The sequence below is a fragment of the Herbaspirillum sp. SJZ106 genome (genome assembly GCF_006715495.1).
Classification (GTDB): domain Bacteria; phylum Pseudomonadota; class Gammaproteobacteria; order Burkholderiales; family Burkholderiaceae_D; genus Herbaspirillum.
In genome coordinates, this window is record NZ_VFNI01000002.1 from 217,646 (window position 1) to 232,622 (window position 14,977).

Genomic DNA, 14,977 nt, shown 5'->3' on the forward strand with positions numbered 1-14,977 from the left:
TACGGGTTATTGGCAGCGCCGTATGGTGTTGTCGTATGGCGCAGCAAGGTCGTCTCTTGTCGTTTGAGTTGGGATGGCGCACACCGGGCGGCCAGTGTCGAATATAAGATTGACCGTCAAAAGCATCAAACGATATGATTTCTGGACGCCCTGCAAAAAACTCACAATAGCGAAGACAGGCCACACCAGGATTGCCCGTGCCATCGTCTCTGCACGACACCCCCGGGCATGCAGAACAGAGGAGACATGCCAGATGGCATATGTTGCGCCAACGCGGATACCCCGCCCGTCCCTGAATGCGCTGCGCGCGTTTGAAGCGACCGCGCGCTTGCGCAGCTTCGGCGCGGCGGCCGAAGAGCTGTCGGTCACGCATGGCGCGGTGAGCCGGCATATCCGCTCGCTGGAAGACACGCTGGGCGTCATGCTGCTCATGCGCAACGCCCATTCGACCGAACCTACCCCGGAAGGCGCGCGGCTCGCGGAAGGGCTGTCGCGCGCCTTCAACCTGATCCAGGCCAGCGTGGAGCAGGTCAAGCCGGGGCCGTTGATCCTCTCCTGTTCCGAGTCCATCATGATGTATTGGCTGCTGCCGCGGCTGGCGCAGTTCCACGACCGCTATCCGGACATCAAGGTCAGCTTCAACATGAACCATGGCCATGTCGATTTCGCGCGCGACAACGTGAGCGTGGCGATCCGCATCAATACCATCGAGCCGCCGCGTGACATTGTGCCCATCGAGTTGGTGCCGGAGTGGATCGGGCCGGTGTGCACGCCGGAATACATGCGCTCATTCAGCCTGCGCATCCCGGCCGATTTGGCCCGGGTGCGCCTGCTGGCCACCAAGACGCGCCCGCAGGCCTGGCAAGAGTGGTGCGACGCTTCCGGCCAGGCCGGAGTGCAGCCCGTCATCGCGGAGGCCTTCGAGCATTTCTACCTGCTGATCCAGGCGGCGAAATGCGGATTGGGCGTGGCCAATGTCCCGCGCATGCTGGTGCGCGACGAACTGCGTTCGGGCGCCCTGGTGGCGCCGTTCGGTTTTGTGCCGGGACCGCACCACCTGGTGCTGTGGGTGGCGCCGCATATGGCCGGACGCCACCAGGCCGATGCGCTGGTGGCGTGGCTGAAGCAGGAACTGGACGCCGCCGAAGGCGCTGCCTGAACCGTGCTTGCTTACATCGCCGAACCGCCATCGGCGTTGTAGACCGAGCCGGTCACGAACGACGATTCATCCGACGCCAGGAAGGCCACGACCGCAGCGATTTCATGCGGCTGCGCGCCGCGCGCCAGGGGCGTGGACGCCATGATGGTATCGACGAAACCAGCCGGCTTGGTTTCCAGCTGGCGGGCCACGAAATCGGTCAGGGTGAAAGCGGGCGCGACCACGTTGGCGCGTACGCCGGTCTTGGCGAACTCGCGGGCGATCGATTTGGTCATGGCGATGACGGCGCCCTTTGAGGTGGCATAGGCCGCCGTGCCCAGCATGCCGCCGCCGCGGATGCCGGCAATCGAGCTGATGTTGACGATGGCGCCGCCAGCCTGCCTGACCATGTGCGGCAATACCGCTTGGCAGCACAACCAGGTTCCGGTGGTATTGACTTCCATCACCTTGCGGAATTCGGCAGGCGCGATGTCGAGGAAAGGTTTGGCGCTTTCCAGCCCGGCGCTGTTGACCAGCGCATCGATCCGCCCCCACTTGCCGATGACCGCCTCGGCCATCTTGGCCACGCTGTTTTCATCCGACACGTCGACTGCCACGGCCATCGCTTGCAAGCCTTGCGCCTGGAAATGTTGCGCAGTTGCCAAGGCGGCATCTGCGCGCAGGTCGGCAATGGCGACGCGGTAGCCGCGCTGGGCCAGCGTGAGGGCGGATGCTGCGCCGATACCGCTGGCGCTGCCGGTAACGATGGCGACTTTGGTATTGTTCTCCATGTTTTTTCTGGGTAGGTATTGGGTTGATGAATGACGCGCGCAGCCTGAAACCATCACGTCTACGCTGCATCTTAAGAGACGGGTATGCGGCGGGCAAACGATATGAAATCCCGGTAATGTGAGCAAAAGTCACAGGTGGAAATGGCATGGCGGCGGCCTGAAGGCGGCCAATGTCCTTTTCCTGCGGCATGCGGAATGCGAAAATCCGGGCCGGAACACCTGAACCAGGAGAAGAATCAATGAGAGACGAAATCAAGATCCGCCCGGAAGAGCATTCCGACATCGGCGCAATCCGGGATGTCACTGAAGCGGCATTCAGGCATGCGGCGTATTCCAGTCACACGGAGCACTGGATTGTCGATGCCTTGCGGAGAAGCAATCAGCTATCCATTTCCCTTGTGGCCGAGCTCGATGGAAATATAGTCGGCCATGTCGCCATTTCGCCCGTCAGCATTGCGGCCGGAGTAGCGGGAGTGACCGGGGTGGCTGGCTGGTACGGTCTCGGCCCCATTTCCATCCTGCCTGGGCACCAGGGAAAAGGCATCGGCTCCGCACTGATGAGGGAGGCGCTGTCCGAACTCAAGGCAAGCAATGCGCAAGGATGTGTCGTCCTTGGCGATCCTAATTACTATGGCCGATTCGGGTTCCGCGTTCATGAGGGGCTTTTTTATCCGGGCGTTCCCCCCGAATATTTCCAGGCGCTTGCGTTGAATGGCGGCATGCCCACCGGCGAGGTTGCCTACCATGACGCATTCAATGCGACAGAATGACGAGAAATAAAAAGAGCAAGACCTGTCATTGCGACCGGCGCGCTATTCTTCTGCCTCGGGAGCGAATTCCTCAGCAATATCAACGCTCAGTACGAAGTGCCGGCGCAGGTGGGGTGGGTGATCGATACCGGCGCATGCCCTGCTCAATCCGGTAACGACACAACCGCTGGCCAAACTTGCGACTGGCGTACCGAACCGATTCAATCGGCCTCGCAACACCTTGAATTGAGGGGGTATGGGGCAAAGTGCCCAGCCGGTATTCAGCCATCGTCTTTCTGTATGACCTGGATCTTGTTGCTGCTGCGGGTTGTCCTGGAGGTGCTGGCTAAAATGGCGGCACGCATTTCTTTGGCCATGAGTTCCGCGGCGGGCCGAAGCACATTGCCCTTGCGGGTGATCAGGCCCAACGGGCGCGTGATGACGGGCCTGGTAAGGCGCTTTGAAACGATGCCGGTATAGGGCGCGCCTGTGATGGCAAGCTCCGGCAGCAAGGCGATGCCGACGCCGGCCGCCACGAGGCTGATGGCGCCGGAGACATGGTTGATTTCGTACTGGATGACGGGCCGCTCCTGGATCCTGGCGAAGGCGCGATCGATGACGCCGCGGTTGCCGCTGCTTGACGAGACCGAGACCAGCCTTTCGCCGCAGAGCGCTTCGCACGAAACCGACCCCAGGTGCGCAAGCGGATGATCCGCCGGCATCACCGCCAGATAGTGTTCATTGGCGATTTCTTCAAACTCGATGTCCGCTTCCTGCGCGCCGATGAAGTTGATGCCGAAGTCGGACTCCCCCTTGCGAACGCTTTCGAGAACGTCGATGGCGCTTTCGTCGATGACTTTCACCCTGACGTTGGGATGCTGCAGCGAGAATTTCCGCAATACGCGCGGAAGGACGCGGGTGGCCACCGAAGGAATGCAGGCGACCGTGACGTGCTCCCTCCTGTGAACCGTTCCTTGCTCGACGTTCTTCATGGCAATGTCGAGCTCCTCCAGCACTGCCAGGGCATGGGTGAGAAAAATCTCGCCGGCGCGCGTGAGGGAAACGCGCCGCGTCGTCCTGTTGAACAGACGTTCCTGGAGCGCATGTTCAAGGTTCTCGATGCGCCTGCTGAGGGCGGGCTGGGAGATGAAAAGCCCTTCTGCCGCGGCCTTGAAGCTCGATTGCCGGGCCACGGCGACAAACGCCTGAATTTCACTGGTCTCGATATTGATGCGCATTGTTTATTAATCGTTAAATTAAATGCATTTAACTTTTTAAACAGATTTGCCCAATATTGCAAGTTTCAATAACTCTACTGAAGGAGACCGTGATGAAAAGGAATTCTCTGGCCGTTCAATTCAAACGTGTGGTCTTCGCGTTGGCGCTCGTCTCGGTCGCAAGTTGGGCCCAGGCGGCGGATATCCACGTGGTCAGCTCGGGCGGCTTTGCCGCGGCGTACAAGGCGCTGGGCCCGGGCTTCGAGAAGAAGACCGGCCATAAGCTGATTTCCGATTGGGGGCCTTCCATGGGCGAGACCCGGCAAGCGATTCCCAATCGCCTGGCCCGGGGCGAACAATTCGACGTGGTCATCATGGTTGGCGATTCGCTGGATGGTTTGGTCAAGGCCGGCAAGGTGTCGCAAAAAGACCATGAGCTGCTGGCCTTGTCCCGCATCGGCCTGGCGGTCAAGGCCGGCGCCCCCAAGCCGGACATCTCCAGCATTGATGCCTTGAAGAAGACCTTGCTCGCCGCGCATTCGATTGCGTATTCCGATAGCGCCAGCGGCGTTTACCTGTCGACGGTCCTGTTCAAGCGTTTGGGAGTGGAGGAACAGCTCAAGGGAAAAGCCCGCATGATTCCGGCCGAACCCGTCGGCAACGTGGTGGCGCGCGGTGAAGCGGAGCTGGGCTTCCAGCAGCTATCCGAGTTGAAGCCCCTGGCCGGCATCGACATCGTCGGCCCGCTGCCGGAGGCGGCGCAACAGGTGACTCCCTTCTCTGCGGGCATCGTCGTCGGTGCGCGGCAGCCGGAAGCGGCCCGTGAGCTGCTGGACTACCTCGCCTCCCCGGAAGCGCAGGACATCATCAGGCAAGCGGGGCTGGACCCGGCTCCCAGGCACCGACAATAAACTGAACCAGGCGAGCGAGAGAGACAATAATGCATAACCAACACGCCAAACCATCGAAACTGTCGACCGTCATTCGCGTGACGAGCGGCAATTTCCTGGAAATGTTCGACTTCTTCCTGTACGGCTTTTACGCCAGCTACATTTCGAAGACCTTTTTCCCGTCCGACAATGAGTTCGTATCGCTCATCCTGACGTTCGGCACATTCGGCGCGGGCTTCCTCATGCGTCCCCTGGGCGCCATCATCCTGGGTTCCTACATCGACCGCGTCGGGCGCCGGCAAGGCCTCATCGTCACCTTGAGCATCATGGCGGTCGGCACCGTACTGATCGCTTTTGTGCCGGGATACGCGTCGATCGGCATCGCCGCGCCGGTCCTGGTTCTCATCGGGCGCCTGTTGCAAGGCTTCTCGGCCGGCGTCGAGCTGGGCGGCGTTTCCGTGTACCTGGCGGAAATGGCGACGCCAGGCCGCAAAGGTTTCTACGTGAGCTGGCAATCCGCCAGCCAACAGGCCGCCATCATGGCATCCGCGCTGATCGGCTATCTGCTGAGCCAGTGGCTGGCGCCGGCCCAGATCAGCGATTGGGGATGGCGCGTTCCGTTCTTTATCGGCTGCATGATCGTGCCGGTGATTTTCATCATCCGCCGTTCGCTCCAGGAAACGGAAGAGTTCCTGGCGCGCAAACACCATCCGTCCTTCGGCGAAATTGTGGCGTCGATCGCCCAGAACTGGAGGATTGTCATCGCCGGGATGATGATGGTGGTCATGACGACGGTTTCCTTCTACCTGATCACCGTCTACACGCCGACCTTCGGCAAGAACGTCCTGAAACTGTCGGCATCGGAAAGCCTGATTACGACTTTCTGCGTCGGGTTGTCGAACTTCATCTGGCTGCCCATCATGGGCGCCGTATCCGACAAGGTGGGGCGGCGCCCGGTCCTGATCGTCTTCACGCTGCTGGCGATCCTGACCGCCTATCCGGTGATGAGCTGGCTGGTCGCCAACATCAGTTTCCGGAATTTGCTGGTCACCGAACTGTGGTTGTCCTTTATCTATGCCAGCTACAACGGCGCGGCAGTGGTGGCGCTCACTGAAGTGATGCCTGCCCATGTGCGCACGGTCGGCTTTTCGCTCGCCTATAGCCTGGCGACGGCGATTTTCGGCGGCTTTACCCCGCTGGTCTCTACCTGGCTTATCGAAGCAACCGGCGACAAGGCTTCCCCCGGTTACTGGATGACCTTCGCTGCCGTATGCGGACTGGTTGCCACGGTTCTTCTGTATCGCAACCAAGGCCGCGATACGGCCATCGGCGGCGTGGGGCAGGCGAGCCGGTAAGCGAGTCGGTAAGCGCGCCGGCGGCGGAAGGATCGGGAAGGAAAACCCCTCCGCGCCGCGGCCGCCGGGATCATGCGGGCAGTCCGGAGGGAGCTTGTCTTCGCCAGCCGGCCGATGGCACGGGATGTTAAGATTTGTGCGCAACAGAGGGAGCGCGCCGTTGCGAAACGCCTCCTGAAAAATAATGCACTGATCCCGGGCCTTGTATGGAAATCCGCCAGCTAAGATATTTTGCCAGCATCGTTGAACACGGCAGCATCGGCAAGGCCGCGCTGGAGCTGGGCATGGTGACCTCGACCCTGAGCCAGCAGATCACCAGGCTGGAGAACGAACTGGCGACCCGCTTGCTGCAACGGACCTCCACCGGCGTGGTGCCGACCGACGCCGGGATCGCCTTTCTGAAGCAGGCGCAGCTGGCGTTGCGGCATATCGACGACGCGGCGCTGGCGGCCCGCCAAGCACGCCTGTCCGGCCATGTCAGCGTTGGCATGGCCTCCAGCACGGCGGGCGTGATGGGGCTGGCGTTCATGGCGGCGATGCGGGCGCGTTATCCGGATGTGCGCCTGCGCATGGTGGAAAGCCTGTCCGGCCATTTGGGGGCCATGCTCGGGGCGCGCCAGATCGATCTGGCCATCCTGTTTCAGGAAGAGCCGGTACAGCGCTGGAGCGTGATGCCCTTGCTCGACGAGCGCCTGTTCGTCATCGGCGCGGCGGCGTTGCCGGGCATGCCCGCGGCGCGCCAGGCACGGTTGAAATCGCTGGGAGACTTGCCCCTCATTCTTCCGACCCGCAAGCACGGGCTGCGCTCCTTGCTGGATACGGCGTTCAAGCATGCGGCCTATGCGCCTCGCATCGTGATGGAAGTCGACGGCTTGCCCATCCTGATGGATGCCGTGCGCGCCGGCATTGGCGCCACCATCCAGCCTGGCGCCGCGCTGGCCCGTTCGGAGAACGCCGGCCTGGCCAGTGTGCCGCTGGCCGGCGGCGACGCCACGCGGCCGAACCTGATCGTCAGCGTATCGGATGACGAATTGTCCCCGGCCGGCCTGGCCGCCCGCGTGCTGCTGGCGGAGGTGGCGCGCAAGCAGGTGGAAGAGGGACGCTGGCCTGGCGCCGCCCTGCGTCCCACCACCCTTCACAAAAACTGAATATCTCTTGCCGGCCCGCCGATAGCGGCGCGGGGCCGGCGTGCCTATAGTCGTCTCCTGGACATATCTCAAGGAGGGGACGGCGATGATCGACGTTCTAGTCATCGGCGGCGGCAACGCCGCGCTGTGCGCCGCCATTATGGCGCGCGAGGCCGGCGCCTCGGTGTTGATGCTCGAATCGGCGCCGCGCGCCTGGCGCGGCGGAAACTCCCAGCACACCCGCAACCTGCGCTGCATGCACGACGGCCCGCAGGACGTGCTGGTGGATGCCTATCCGGAAGAGGAATACTGGCAAGACTTGCTGAAGGTTACCGGCGGCCTCACCAATGAGCACCTGGCCCGCCTCACGATCCGGGCCTCGGCCATCTGCCGGCCCTGGATGCGCAAGCACGGCGTGCGCTTCCAGCCGCCGCTGTCGGGCGCCTTGCATGTGGCCCGCACCAATGCATTCTTCATGGGGGGCGGCAAGGCCTTGGTCAACGCCTATTACCGCAGCGCAGAGGCGCTGGGGGTGCAGGTTCTCTACGACACGCCGGTTGACGCCATCGAGCTGGATGGCGCACGCTTCGTCGCCGCGCGCAGCGGCAGCCGCCGTTTCGCGGCGCACGCCTGCGTGCTGGCTGCGGGCGGCTTCGAATCCAATCGCGAATGGCTGCGCGAGGCCTGGGGGCCGAACGAGCGCGGGGAATGGCCGGCCGATAATTTCCTGATCCGCGGCACCCGCTTCAACCGGGGCGACCTGCTGCGTTTCATGATCGATGCCGGCGCCGACAAAATCGGCGATCCGACCCAAGCCCATATGGTGGCCATCGATGCGCGGGCGCCGCTGTATGACGGCGGCATTTGCACCCGTATCGATTGCGTCTCGCTGGGCGTGGTGGTCAACCGCGATGGCGAGCGGTTCTATGACGAGGGCGAGGATTTCTGGCCCAAGCGCTATGCCATCTGGGGACGCCTTGTGGCGCAGCAGCCTGGGCAGATCGCCTATTCGGTGATTGACGCCAAGGCGGTCGGGCACTTCATGCCGCCGGTATTTCCCGGCGAGAAGGCCGACACCCTGGCGGAACTGGCCCGCAAGCTGGGCGTGCCCGAGGCGCGCTTCGTCCAGACCGTCGAAGCCTATAACGCCGCCTGCAGCGGCGGCCGTTTCGACCATACCGTCTTGGACGACTGCCGCACCGAACATCTGCATCCCCCCAAGACCCACTGGGCACGGCCGATCGACAAGGCGCCGTTTTACGGCTACGCCCTGCGGCCTGGCGTGACATTTACCTACCTGGGCCTGAAGGTCAATGAGCAGGCCCAAGCTCATTTCTCCGGCCAGCCCAGCGAGAACCTGTTCGTGGCTGGTGAAATGATGGCCGGCAATGTTCTCGGCAAGGGCTATACCGCCGGAGTAGGCATGTCCATCGGCACCGCTTTTGGACGCATCGCCGGCGCCCAGGCGGCGCAGTTCGCCACACGGCAATCTGGAGTTGAAAATGCACAAACTTGAAACCCTGGCCAGGCAGGCGCGCGACGATGCCGGCAATGCCGGTTCCTCCCCGGCGCCGGCACATCGGCGCATCATTCCCATCGCGGCGATGAACGCCGAAGAAACCGAAGTGGCGCGGCAGATGCAGATCTGCAATGCCTGCCGCTATTGCGAAGGTTTTTGCGCGGTCTTCCCGGCCATGACGCGGCGGCTGGAATTCGGCAAGGCCGATGTCCACTACCTGGCCAACCTGTGCCACAACTGCGGCGCCTGCTACCACTCCTGCCAGTACGCGCCACCGCATGAATTTGCGGTCAACGTGCCCAAGGCCATGGCCAAGGTGCGGCTCGACACCTATGCCAGCTATGTGTGGCCGGCGGCGGCCGGGGCGCTGTACAAGCGCAACGGATTGGCGGTCGCGCTGGCGCTGGTGGCCGGCCTGGCGCTGTTCCTGCTGATGGCGCTGGCGGCCAATGGCACGCTGGCCGGCGGTCAGCTGGGCGCCAACTTCTATGCGGTGTTTCCCCACAACCAGTTGGCCGGGATGTTCGGCGCGGTTTTCGGATTCTCCGTGTTGGCGCTGGGCATCGGCGTGACGCGTTTCTGGCGCGATGTCTCGGCCGGAACGGCGAGCGCCGGCGCCGTGCTCGAAACGACCGGCAATGTGCTCGCGCTGACTTATCTGGGGGGAGGTCACGGCGAGGGATGCAACGAATCCGACGACGCGTTCACCCTGTTGCGCCGGCGCTTTCACCACTTCACTTTCTACGGTTTCATGCTGTGCCTGGCGGCGACTACGGTGGCGACCTTCTATCACTATGCGCTGGGGATGGAGGCGCCTTATCCGATCTTGAGCTTGCCCGTCCTGCTGGGAACGGCCGGCGGCATCGGCTTGCTGATCGGGCCGGCCGGCCTGCTGTGGCTGAACCTGCGGCGCCATCCCGAGCATGGCGATATCAGGCAACGCCCCATGGACCGCGGCTTCATCGTATTGCTCCTGTTGACCAGCCTGACGGGCTTGGCGCTGCTGGCCTGGCGCGACAGCGCTGCCATGGCGGCACTGCTGGCCCTGCACCTGGGATGCGTGATGGCGTTGTTCGCCACGCTCCCCTACGGCAAGTTCGCCCATGGCATCTACCGCTGCGCAGCACTGCTCAAAGCCGCCATCGAAAAACGACAGGCCGTCCACATCGATCCCGGATCCACCTGATTCGCCCGATCCACCGAGGCCGGCCAGGACGGGTCAATAAAAAGAGAAAGGCCCGTCATTGAGGCTCGTCTTGAGACCAGTCATGGCGCCCGGCGCGCTATTTGCGTTCTATCCGCGCTTGCTGCGGCGCCATTTTCCCCAGCATGCCCGCATCGCCCTGAATCCTGCCCAGCTTGACCAGTCCCTTTGAATAGCCGAATCCCTTGTAGAAAATCGCCAGGTTTCCCCAAGGGGCATAGAAGGCGATATCTCCTGCCTTAGGAGTGAATCCCTCGGGAGAGCCGGCTGTTGAAAGCCCTCTGGGCAGTTGGGCGATCTTTTCCGTGCGGTTGTAATCGGTCAGTTCGACAGATAGGGGGAGCATTGCCGCGAAATCCTGCGCGGCGGCGCTGGATTCCAACTCTGCGGTAAGCACAGCGTCATTGGTCGTAATGCGGATCTGAATGGTGCCAGTCATTGTGGTCGCAGTTTGCTGTAGAGGATCGGAAGACGCTTCAGCAATGGCTGGAGCGGTCAATACGCATGCCGTCATGAGCGCCGGCATGCGAAAGGAAGAACGGTTCTTGGACATATTAGGGTTGAGATGCTTTGCTTTCCACGGTTCATTGTTTCAGCAATGGGCAAATCAGAATACCGATCGATGGCTACTTGCTCCCATAAGCCACATTAATTAATCGGGCTTGCTGTCCTCGCATTGCCCAGGCATTGTCACGCATCTCGCCATGCATATCGCCGCGCATCAATGTCGGCGGCTCTCATAGCGAAGCGCATTGACGACCAACGCAAATGCCGGCGACGGCTGCCGCCGGCTCGGATAGTACAGGTGATAGCCCTCAAATCTGGGGCACCAGTCTTCGAGCACTCTGACCAACCGTCCCGATTCCAGGTGAGCGGCCAAATCGTCCTCCGGCAACAGCAGTATGCCCAGGCCGGCCAATGCCGCATCAATCTGCGGCGGCGCCGTATTGAAGATCAAGGTGCCGTCCACCCGCACATTGATCTTCTTGCCGCGCTTCTCGAAGTCCCAGACATAGAGCCCTCCCGAGGTAGGCATGCGCTGATTGATGCAGTTGTGGGACATCAGGTCGTCGGGATGTTTGGGAACCGGGTGTTGTTCGAAGTAAGCGGGCGATGCAGCGACGACCATCCTCAGCGGCGGGCCAATCGGAATGGCGATCATGTCCTTGTCGATCGTCTTGCCCCAGCGCACGCCGGCGTCAAAGCGGTCGGCGACGATGTCTCGAAACGCATAGCTCATGTCGAACTCGAACTTGATGTCCGGGTACTCCCGCAGCAGCGGCGTGAGCTTGGGAAGCAGAATGCGCTCAATAATGCCGTCTCCGGAAGTGATGCGCACCGTACCGCCGGGCTTCTCGCGCATGGCGGTCAACGCGTCCAGTTCGGCCTCGATCTCGTCAAAGCGATTATGCGCTGAACCACTCGCAAACGCTGCAACAGCGCCAGCAGATCATCGCCGAGGCGGCCCGGCAGCGATATGCCGAGTTCACCGGCGGCGCGACCAGGTATACCAGCGGCACGGTGCATCGGCTTGATGCGGATACCCACCCGATCCAGCGCGAGTTCTATGACTTCTATCGCACGCCTCGCGGCGAATTCACGCCGGCGACCTCGACTCCCGAGGTCACCACGCATCCGACGCTGACGAGCAACGTGAAGTTCATGAACTTCTACCCCTTCAACGATATCGAGACGATCTCGCCGCGCCCGATGCTGTTCATTGCCGGCGACCAGGCGCATTCGAAGGAGTTCAGCGAGGAAGCATATCGCCTGGCCGGACAGCCCAAAGAGCTCTATTGGGTCAAAGGCGCGGGGCACGTGGATCTCTACGACCGCACCGATCTCATTCCCTTCGACAAACTGGCGTCCTTCTTCCGTTCAAGCTTGAAATGAAGCGCGCATGAGGCAATCCGGGTAATCCGGGCAATGTAGCGCCGCCCGGTGAACCCTGGAAACAGCTCATCTAAAGCAGCTCATCTTCATTCATCCGGCTGTCAAAAATCGGGAGTTCGCTGGCGCAAGTCAGGCCAGTTTCTGACATACCTCTGAAATGCTGTCGCCTAACATGGCGATTCAGCCATGCACGGAGGTCGACATGAATACCCATGAGACAGAATCCATTCCACCCCAGCACCAGGATCGTCAGCCCGGCAGCGAGCAGCTGATGGAACCGCAGCCGGCATCCGGGCCGGCTGCCCGCCCGGCGCGGCGCCTGGCCGGAAAAGTCGCGCTGGTTTCCGGCGGCGACAGCGGCATCGGGCGCGCCGTCGCGCTGGCCTTCGCGCAGGAGGGCGCCAGGTTGGCCATCGTCTATCTCGATGAGCACGAGGATGCGCACCGTACCTGCGACGAGGTGCAGGCGATGGGCGCGCCCTGCCTGCTGCTGCCGGGCGACATCGCTTCCCCGGCCTTCTGCCGGCAGGCCGTGCAGTCTACGATCGATGCCTATGGCCGTCTCGACGTGCTGGTCAACAACGCTGCCCAGCAGTATCCGGCGGCCACCATCGAAGATATCTCCGGCGAGCAGCTGGAGCACACCTTCCGCACCAATGTCTTTTCGATGTTCTACATGGTCAAGGAGGCGCTGCCTTACCTCACGCGCGGCGCGCGCATCATCAATACCGCCTCGGTCACCGCCTATCGCGGCAGCAAGCACCTGATCGATTACTCGGCGACCAAGGGAGCGATCGTCTCGTTTACGCGTTCGCTGTCACAGCAGCTGGCGCAGGCCGGCATCCATGTCAACGCAGTCGCGCCGGGACCGATCTGGACGCCGCTGATCCCATCCAGTTTCACTGCCGAAGAGGTTGAACAGTTCGGCAAGAACGTGCCGCTGGGCCGCCCCGGCCAACCGGACGAGGTGGCGCCGGCCTACGTCTTTCTCGCCAGCGAGGGCGCTTCCTACATGACCGGGCAAGTGCTGCACCCCAACGGCGGCGAGATCATCAACAGTTAGGAGGACGCATCATGCTCACCCGCAATCAACCGTTGCCGGAAGGCGAAGCCGATTCTTGCCGGGAGGCCTGTTGGCATTGCCACGAGGTCTGCCGCAAAACCGCGTTCGACATGAGCCCGGCTGCGGCGCAGGAAATGAACCTGGACGATGTCCGCGTGCTGTTCGAATGCGCCGAGCTGTGCCAGCTGTCGGCCAACTGGCAACTGTCGGGCTCGCCATATCGCCGCCAGATATGCGCCGTGTGCGCGCAGGTCTGCCGCGAATGCGAGCGCCGCTGCGCGGGCAAGATCGACATGGAAGAGTGCGAGTACGCCTGCCGCCGCTGTGCGGAAAGCTGCGAGGCGATGGCGTGATGCGCCGGTCGCTGCCGCGCAGGCCCGGCCCTCATCAAGCCGCGCCGACTTCATTGTCGGAAAATGCTCACCAGGAATGGCGTGCTGGGCCGATAGCCGCGTGGCGGCGACTTCGTTAGGCTGGATGTTCGGAGCGCCGATGCGCGTCCGAGTTTTTCAACCGACCAAGGAGATATGCAAATGTCTAGTGAACATACCCGTGGTGGCAGCCACGAACAGCACGTCAAGGCAGGACAGCAAAGCCACAAGAACTCGCCGGGGGCGGGCAGCGGCGGCGCCAGGTCGGCCGGCTCTTCCCAGGGCGGCACGCATGAGCAGCACGTGAAGGCCGGGCAGCAAAGTCACAAGAACACCAAGTGATGCGCTGACCGCCTCAACGGCAAAAGGCGGCCGTTGCTTCGTCAACAGGCTGGCCTGAGGCGGCCATGATGACGAGCGTTCCTGAAGGGAGGCTGTCATATCCGTCGCATCCTTTTTCAGGGACGGCGGCCTCGAATCCCAACGATTACAATGGAAAAATGAATGAAAACTCAACAGATCGTTCTTTCAATGGCGTTATCGCTGGCCGCGGCTGCGGTCAGCGCCCAACCGTTTAGCCAGCCGGGTCCCACCGGCGATAATCGCGCCGCCACCGGGAACCCCGGCACGCAGGAGCCACCGGCAGGCAACGGGAAAAAGGCTGCGCAGCAGAAGAAACCGATGCGCGGAGGCGCCGCCGCGCCAGGCGCATCGAAGCGGGCGGCGCCGGATAGCCCGGCGCCTGTCCACTCCTCGGGAACGCCGGCAGAAAACTCGTCGCGGCCGGAAAGCGCGAAATAAACGGGCTTGGCCGATTCCCCAGCGTTACCTTCCATCGATCGCGGGTAGCTATCACGAGCAGATTTTGCTCGTGATAGAACCGCCGATCTCATGCCGCCAGCGCCAAGGATTGATTAGCCTGGCTAATATCCTCTTTAAGTATTCTTCACCTAATCTGTACTTTGCGAACCGGCGTCAACAGTCGCCAGCACTGGCTCTGGTAATCGACGCGTTGAAAATGACCTCGTGATAAGCCAATGGCGAAGGCCGATATCGACCATTCACCCTGGCGCCGGCTGGACGTCCATTGCAGGCGAGTCGTTTATGCGTGCTCAGATAATTGGCAAGTTCTGCCTGAAGCCGCCTGGGCTGCCTTGCAGGATTGGGCATCCGTGCTATCCACGGGCTTTTCCCCGACAACCTTGGCAAACGCTCCGTCACGAACATTGAGACCTATCGAGGTTGCGCGATGGTGCTGGCTAAATCAGCCAGTGTGGTGCCGCGCATAGCTTCGCTGAATCGTTCATGCGCTTGTTGCAGTGCTCCGCCTACGGCCGAATTGACCGCAGCCTCGACCGGGCATTGGGGATGGTCCGACGATGGTCCAATTGCGAAGATATTTTCTGTGCTCAGTGCATTTTGCACGTCCAGTAGTGACACATGCTCGGCTGGCTTGGCGAGGATCCAACCGCCGCCTTTCCCGCCTTCCGATTGGACAATGCCGTGGCTCTTCAAGCATGCCATCGTTCTTCTGACGACCACCGGATTCGTGTTCAGCATGAGCGCAATGGTTTCCGACGTTTCCCTGCCGCCGAGTAAATGCATATGAACCAGAACGTGCAACATGCGGGACAAACGCGTGTCAGTGCGCATCTACGAC

16 protein-coding genes and 1 pseudogene are annotated in these 14,977 nt (G+C 62.0%); 12 read left to right on the top strand and 5 right to left on the bottom strand.

Annotated features, from left to right (window positions below; all coding sequences use genetic code 11):
* Positions 1–253: 253 nt before the first annotated feature.
* Positions 254–1,159 carry a LysR substrate-binding domain-containing protein gene (locus FB598_RS06180; RefSeq protein WP_141914000.1) on the top strand — a complete coding sequence of 302 codons (906 nt, stop codon included), beginning with the start codon at positions 254–256 and terminating at the stop codon, positions 1,157–1,159.
* Positions 1,160–1,170: 11 nt separating this feature from the next.
* Here FB598_RS06180 and FB598_RS06185 read toward each other — a convergent pair whose 3' ends face one another.
* Entirely contained in the window at positions 1,171–1,929 is a 759-nt protein-coding gene (locus tag FB598_RS06185; RefSeq protein WP_183405698.1) for an SDR family NAD(P)-dependent oxidoreductase, read from the bottom strand.
* 239 nt (positions 1,930–2,168) lie between these two features.
* Between FB598_RS06185 and FB598_RS06190 the strand changes: the two genes are divergently transcribed.
* Positions 2,169–2,699 (top strand): GNAT family N-acetyltransferase, encoded by a 531-nt coding sequence (locus FB598_RS06190; protein WP_141913998.1) that lies wholly within the window; start codon positions 2,169–2,171, stop codon positions 2,697–2,699.
* Positions 2,700–2,959: 260 nt separating this feature from the next.
* Here FB598_RS06190 and FB598_RS06195 read toward each other — a convergent pair whose 3' ends face one another.
* On the bottom strand, positions 2,960–3,916 hold the full coding sequence (locus FB598_RS06195) for a LysR family transcriptional regulator (protein WP_141913997.1): 957 nt from the start codon (positions 3,914–3,916) through the stop codon (positions 2,960–2,962).
* A gap of 92 nt (positions 3,917–4,008) precedes the next feature.
* Here FB598_RS06195 and FB598_RS06200 point away from each other — a divergent pair, with 92 nt between their 5' ends.
* The 5 genes from FB598_RS06200 (at position 4,009) to tcuB (ending at position 9,972) form a co-directional block, all read left to right on the top strand.
* Positions 4,009–4,806, top strand: a complete 798-nt coding sequence (locus FB598_RS06200) for a substrate-binding domain-containing protein (RefSeq protein ID WP_141913996.1) — start codon at positions 4,009–4,011, stop codon at positions 4,804–4,806.
* A gap of 29 nt (positions 4,807–4,835) precedes the next feature.
* Positions 4,836–6,140, top strand: coding sequence for an MFS transporter (locus tag FB598_RS06205; protein WP_141913995.1), 1,305 nt, complete (start codon positions 4,836–4,838; stop codon positions 6,138–6,140).
* Positions 6,141–6,346: 206 nt separating this feature from the next.
* Positions 6,347–7,288, top strand: coding sequence for a LysR family transcriptional regulator (locus tag FB598_RS06210; protein WP_141913994.1), 942 nt, complete (start codon positions 6,347–6,349; stop codon positions 7,286–7,288).
* An 85-nt stretch (positions 7,289–7,373) separates the two neighbouring features.
* On the top strand, positions 7,374–8,783 hold the full coding sequence (gene tcuA, locus FB598_RS06215) for an FAD-dependent tricarballylate dehydrogenase TcuA (protein ID WP_141913993.1): 1,410 nt from the start codon (positions 7,374–7,376) through the stop codon (positions 8,781–8,783).
* On the top strand, positions 8,770–9,972 hold the full coding sequence (gene tcuB / locus FB598_RS06220) for a tricarballylate utilization 4Fe-4S protein TcuB (protein ID WP_141913992.1): 1,203 nt from the start codon (positions 8,770–8,772) through the stop codon (positions 9,970–9,972). The genes tcuA and tcuB overlap by 14 nt, the downstream gene beginning before the upstream one ends.
* A gap of 97 nt (positions 9,973–10,069) precedes the next feature.
* On the opposite strand, the gene FB598_RS06225 is transcribed toward tcuB, so the two are convergent.
* Positions 10,070–10,543 carry a cyclophilin-like fold protein gene (locus FB598_RS06225; RefSeq protein WP_141913991.1) on the bottom strand — a complete coding sequence of 158 codons (474 nt, stop codon included), beginning with the start codon at positions 10,541–10,543 and terminating at the stop codon, positions 10,070–10,072.
* A gap of 168 nt (positions 10,544–10,711) precedes the next feature.
* A pseudogene (locus FB598_RS06230) lies at positions 10,712–11,398 on the bottom strand (LysR substrate-binding domain-containing protein); the annotation flags it as partial.
* A gap of 113 nt (positions 11,399–11,511) precedes the next feature.
* On the opposite strand from FB598_RS06230, the gene FB598_RS06235 reads away from it, so the two are divergent.
* The 5 genes from FB598_RS06235 to FB598_RS06255 all read left to right on the top strand — a co-directional run bounded on the left by FB598_RS06235 (position 11,512) and on the right by FB598_RS06255 (position 14,118).
* Positions 11,512–11,883 (top strand): alpha/beta hydrolase, encoded by a 372-nt coding sequence (locus FB598_RS06235; RefSeq protein WP_255463849.1) that lies wholly within the window; start codon positions 11,512–11,514, stop codon positions 11,881–11,883.
* Positions 11,884–12,085: 202 nt separating this feature from the next.
* Positions 12,086–12,946 carry an SDR family oxidoreductase gene (locus FB598_RS06240; RefSeq protein ID WP_141913989.1) on the top strand — a complete coding sequence of 287 codons (861 nt, stop codon included), beginning with the start codon at positions 12,086–12,088 and terminating at the stop codon, positions 12,944–12,946.
* 11 nt (positions 12,947–12,957) lie between these two features.
* A complete protein-coding gene (locus tag FB598_RS06245) occupies positions 12,958–13,299 on the top strand; it encodes a hypothetical protein (protein ID WP_141913988.1) in 342 nt (113 codons plus the stop codon).
* A 180-nt stretch (positions 13,300–13,479) separates the two neighbouring features.
* Complete coding sequence (locus FB598_RS06250) at positions 13,480–13,659, top strand: hypothetical protein (RefSeq protein ID WP_141913987.1); 180 nt, start codon at positions 13,480–13,482, stop codon at positions 13,657–13,659.
* 162 nt (positions 13,660–13,821) lie between these two features.
* Complete coding sequence (locus FB598_RS06255) at positions 13,822–14,118, top strand: hypothetical protein (protein ID WP_141913986.1); 297 nt, start codon at positions 13,822–13,824, stop codon at positions 14,116–14,118.
* Positions 14,119–14,550: 432 nt separating this feature from the next.
* On the opposite strand, the gene FB598_RS06260 is transcribed toward FB598_RS06255, so the two are convergent.
* Positions 14,551–14,970, bottom strand: a complete 420-nt coding sequence (locus tag FB598_RS06260; protein ID WP_141913985.1) for an Rrf2 family transcriptional regulator — start codon at positions 14,968–14,970, stop codon at positions 14,551–14,553.
* Positions 14,971–14,977: the final 7 nt, after the last annotated feature.

What these genes read in the sequence shown, in the direction of transcription:
- FB598_RS06180 (WP_141914000.1), top strand. Translation starts at nt 254, where the DNA reads ATGGCATATGTTGCGCCAACGCGGATACCCCGCCCGTCCCTGAATGCG.
- FB598_RS06185 (WP_183405698.1), bottom strand. Translation starts at nt 1,929, where the DNA reads ATGGAGAACAATACCAAAGTCGCCATCGTTACCGGCAGCGCCAGCGGT.
- FB598_RS06190 (WP_141913998.1), top strand. Translation starts at nt 2,169, where the DNA reads ATGAGAGACGAAATCAAGATCCGCCCGGAAGAGCATTCCGACATCGGC.
- FB598_RS06195 (WP_141913997.1), bottom strand. Translation starts at nt 3,916, where the DNA reads ATGCGCATCAATATCGAGACCAGTGAAATTCAGGCGTTTGTCGCCGTG.
- FB598_RS06200 (WP_141913996.1), top strand. Translation starts at nt 4,009, where the DNA reads ATGAAAAGGAATTCTCTGGCCGTTCAATTCAAACGTGTGGTCTTCGCG.
- FB598_RS06205 (WP_141913995.1), top strand. Translation starts at nt 4,836, where the DNA reads ATGCATAACCAACACGCCAAACCATCGAAACTGTCGACCGTCATTCGC.
- FB598_RS06210 (WP_141913994.1), top strand. Translation starts at nt 6,347, where the DNA reads ATGGAAATCCGCCAGCTAAGATATTTTGCCAGCATCGTTGAACACGGC.
- tcuA (WP_141913993.1), top strand. Translation starts at nt 7,374, where the DNA reads ATGATCGACGTTCTAGTCATCGGCGGCGGCAACGCCGCGCTGTGCGCC.
- tcuB (WP_141913992.1), top strand. Translation starts at nt 8,770, where the DNA reads ATGCACAAACTTGAAACCCTGGCCAGGCAGGCGCGCGACGATGCCGGC.
- FB598_RS06225 (WP_141913991.1), bottom strand. Translation starts at nt 10,543, where the DNA reads ATGTCCAAGAACCGTTCTTCCTTTCGCATGCCGGCGCTCATGACGGCA.
- FB598_RS06240 (WP_141913989.1), top strand. Translation starts at nt 12,086, where the DNA reads ATGAATACCCATGAGACAGAATCCATTCCACCCCAGCACCAGGATCGT.
- FB598_RS06245 (WP_141913988.1), top strand. Translation starts at nt 12,958, where the DNA reads ATGCTCACCCGCAATCAACCGTTGCCGGAAGGCGAAGCCGATTCTTGC.
- FB598_RS06250 (WP_141913987.1), top strand. Translation starts at nt 13,480, where the DNA reads ATGTCTAGTGAACATACCCGTGGTGGCAGCCACGAACAGCACGTCAAG.
- FB598_RS06255 (WP_141913986.1), top strand. Translation starts at nt 13,822, where the DNA reads ATGAAAACTCAACAGATCGTTCTTTCAATGGCGTTATCGCTGGCCGCG.
- FB598_RS06260 (WP_141913985.1), bottom strand. Translation starts at nt 14,970, where the DNA reads ATGCGCACTGACACGCGTTTGTCCCGCATGTTGCACGTTCTGGTTCAT.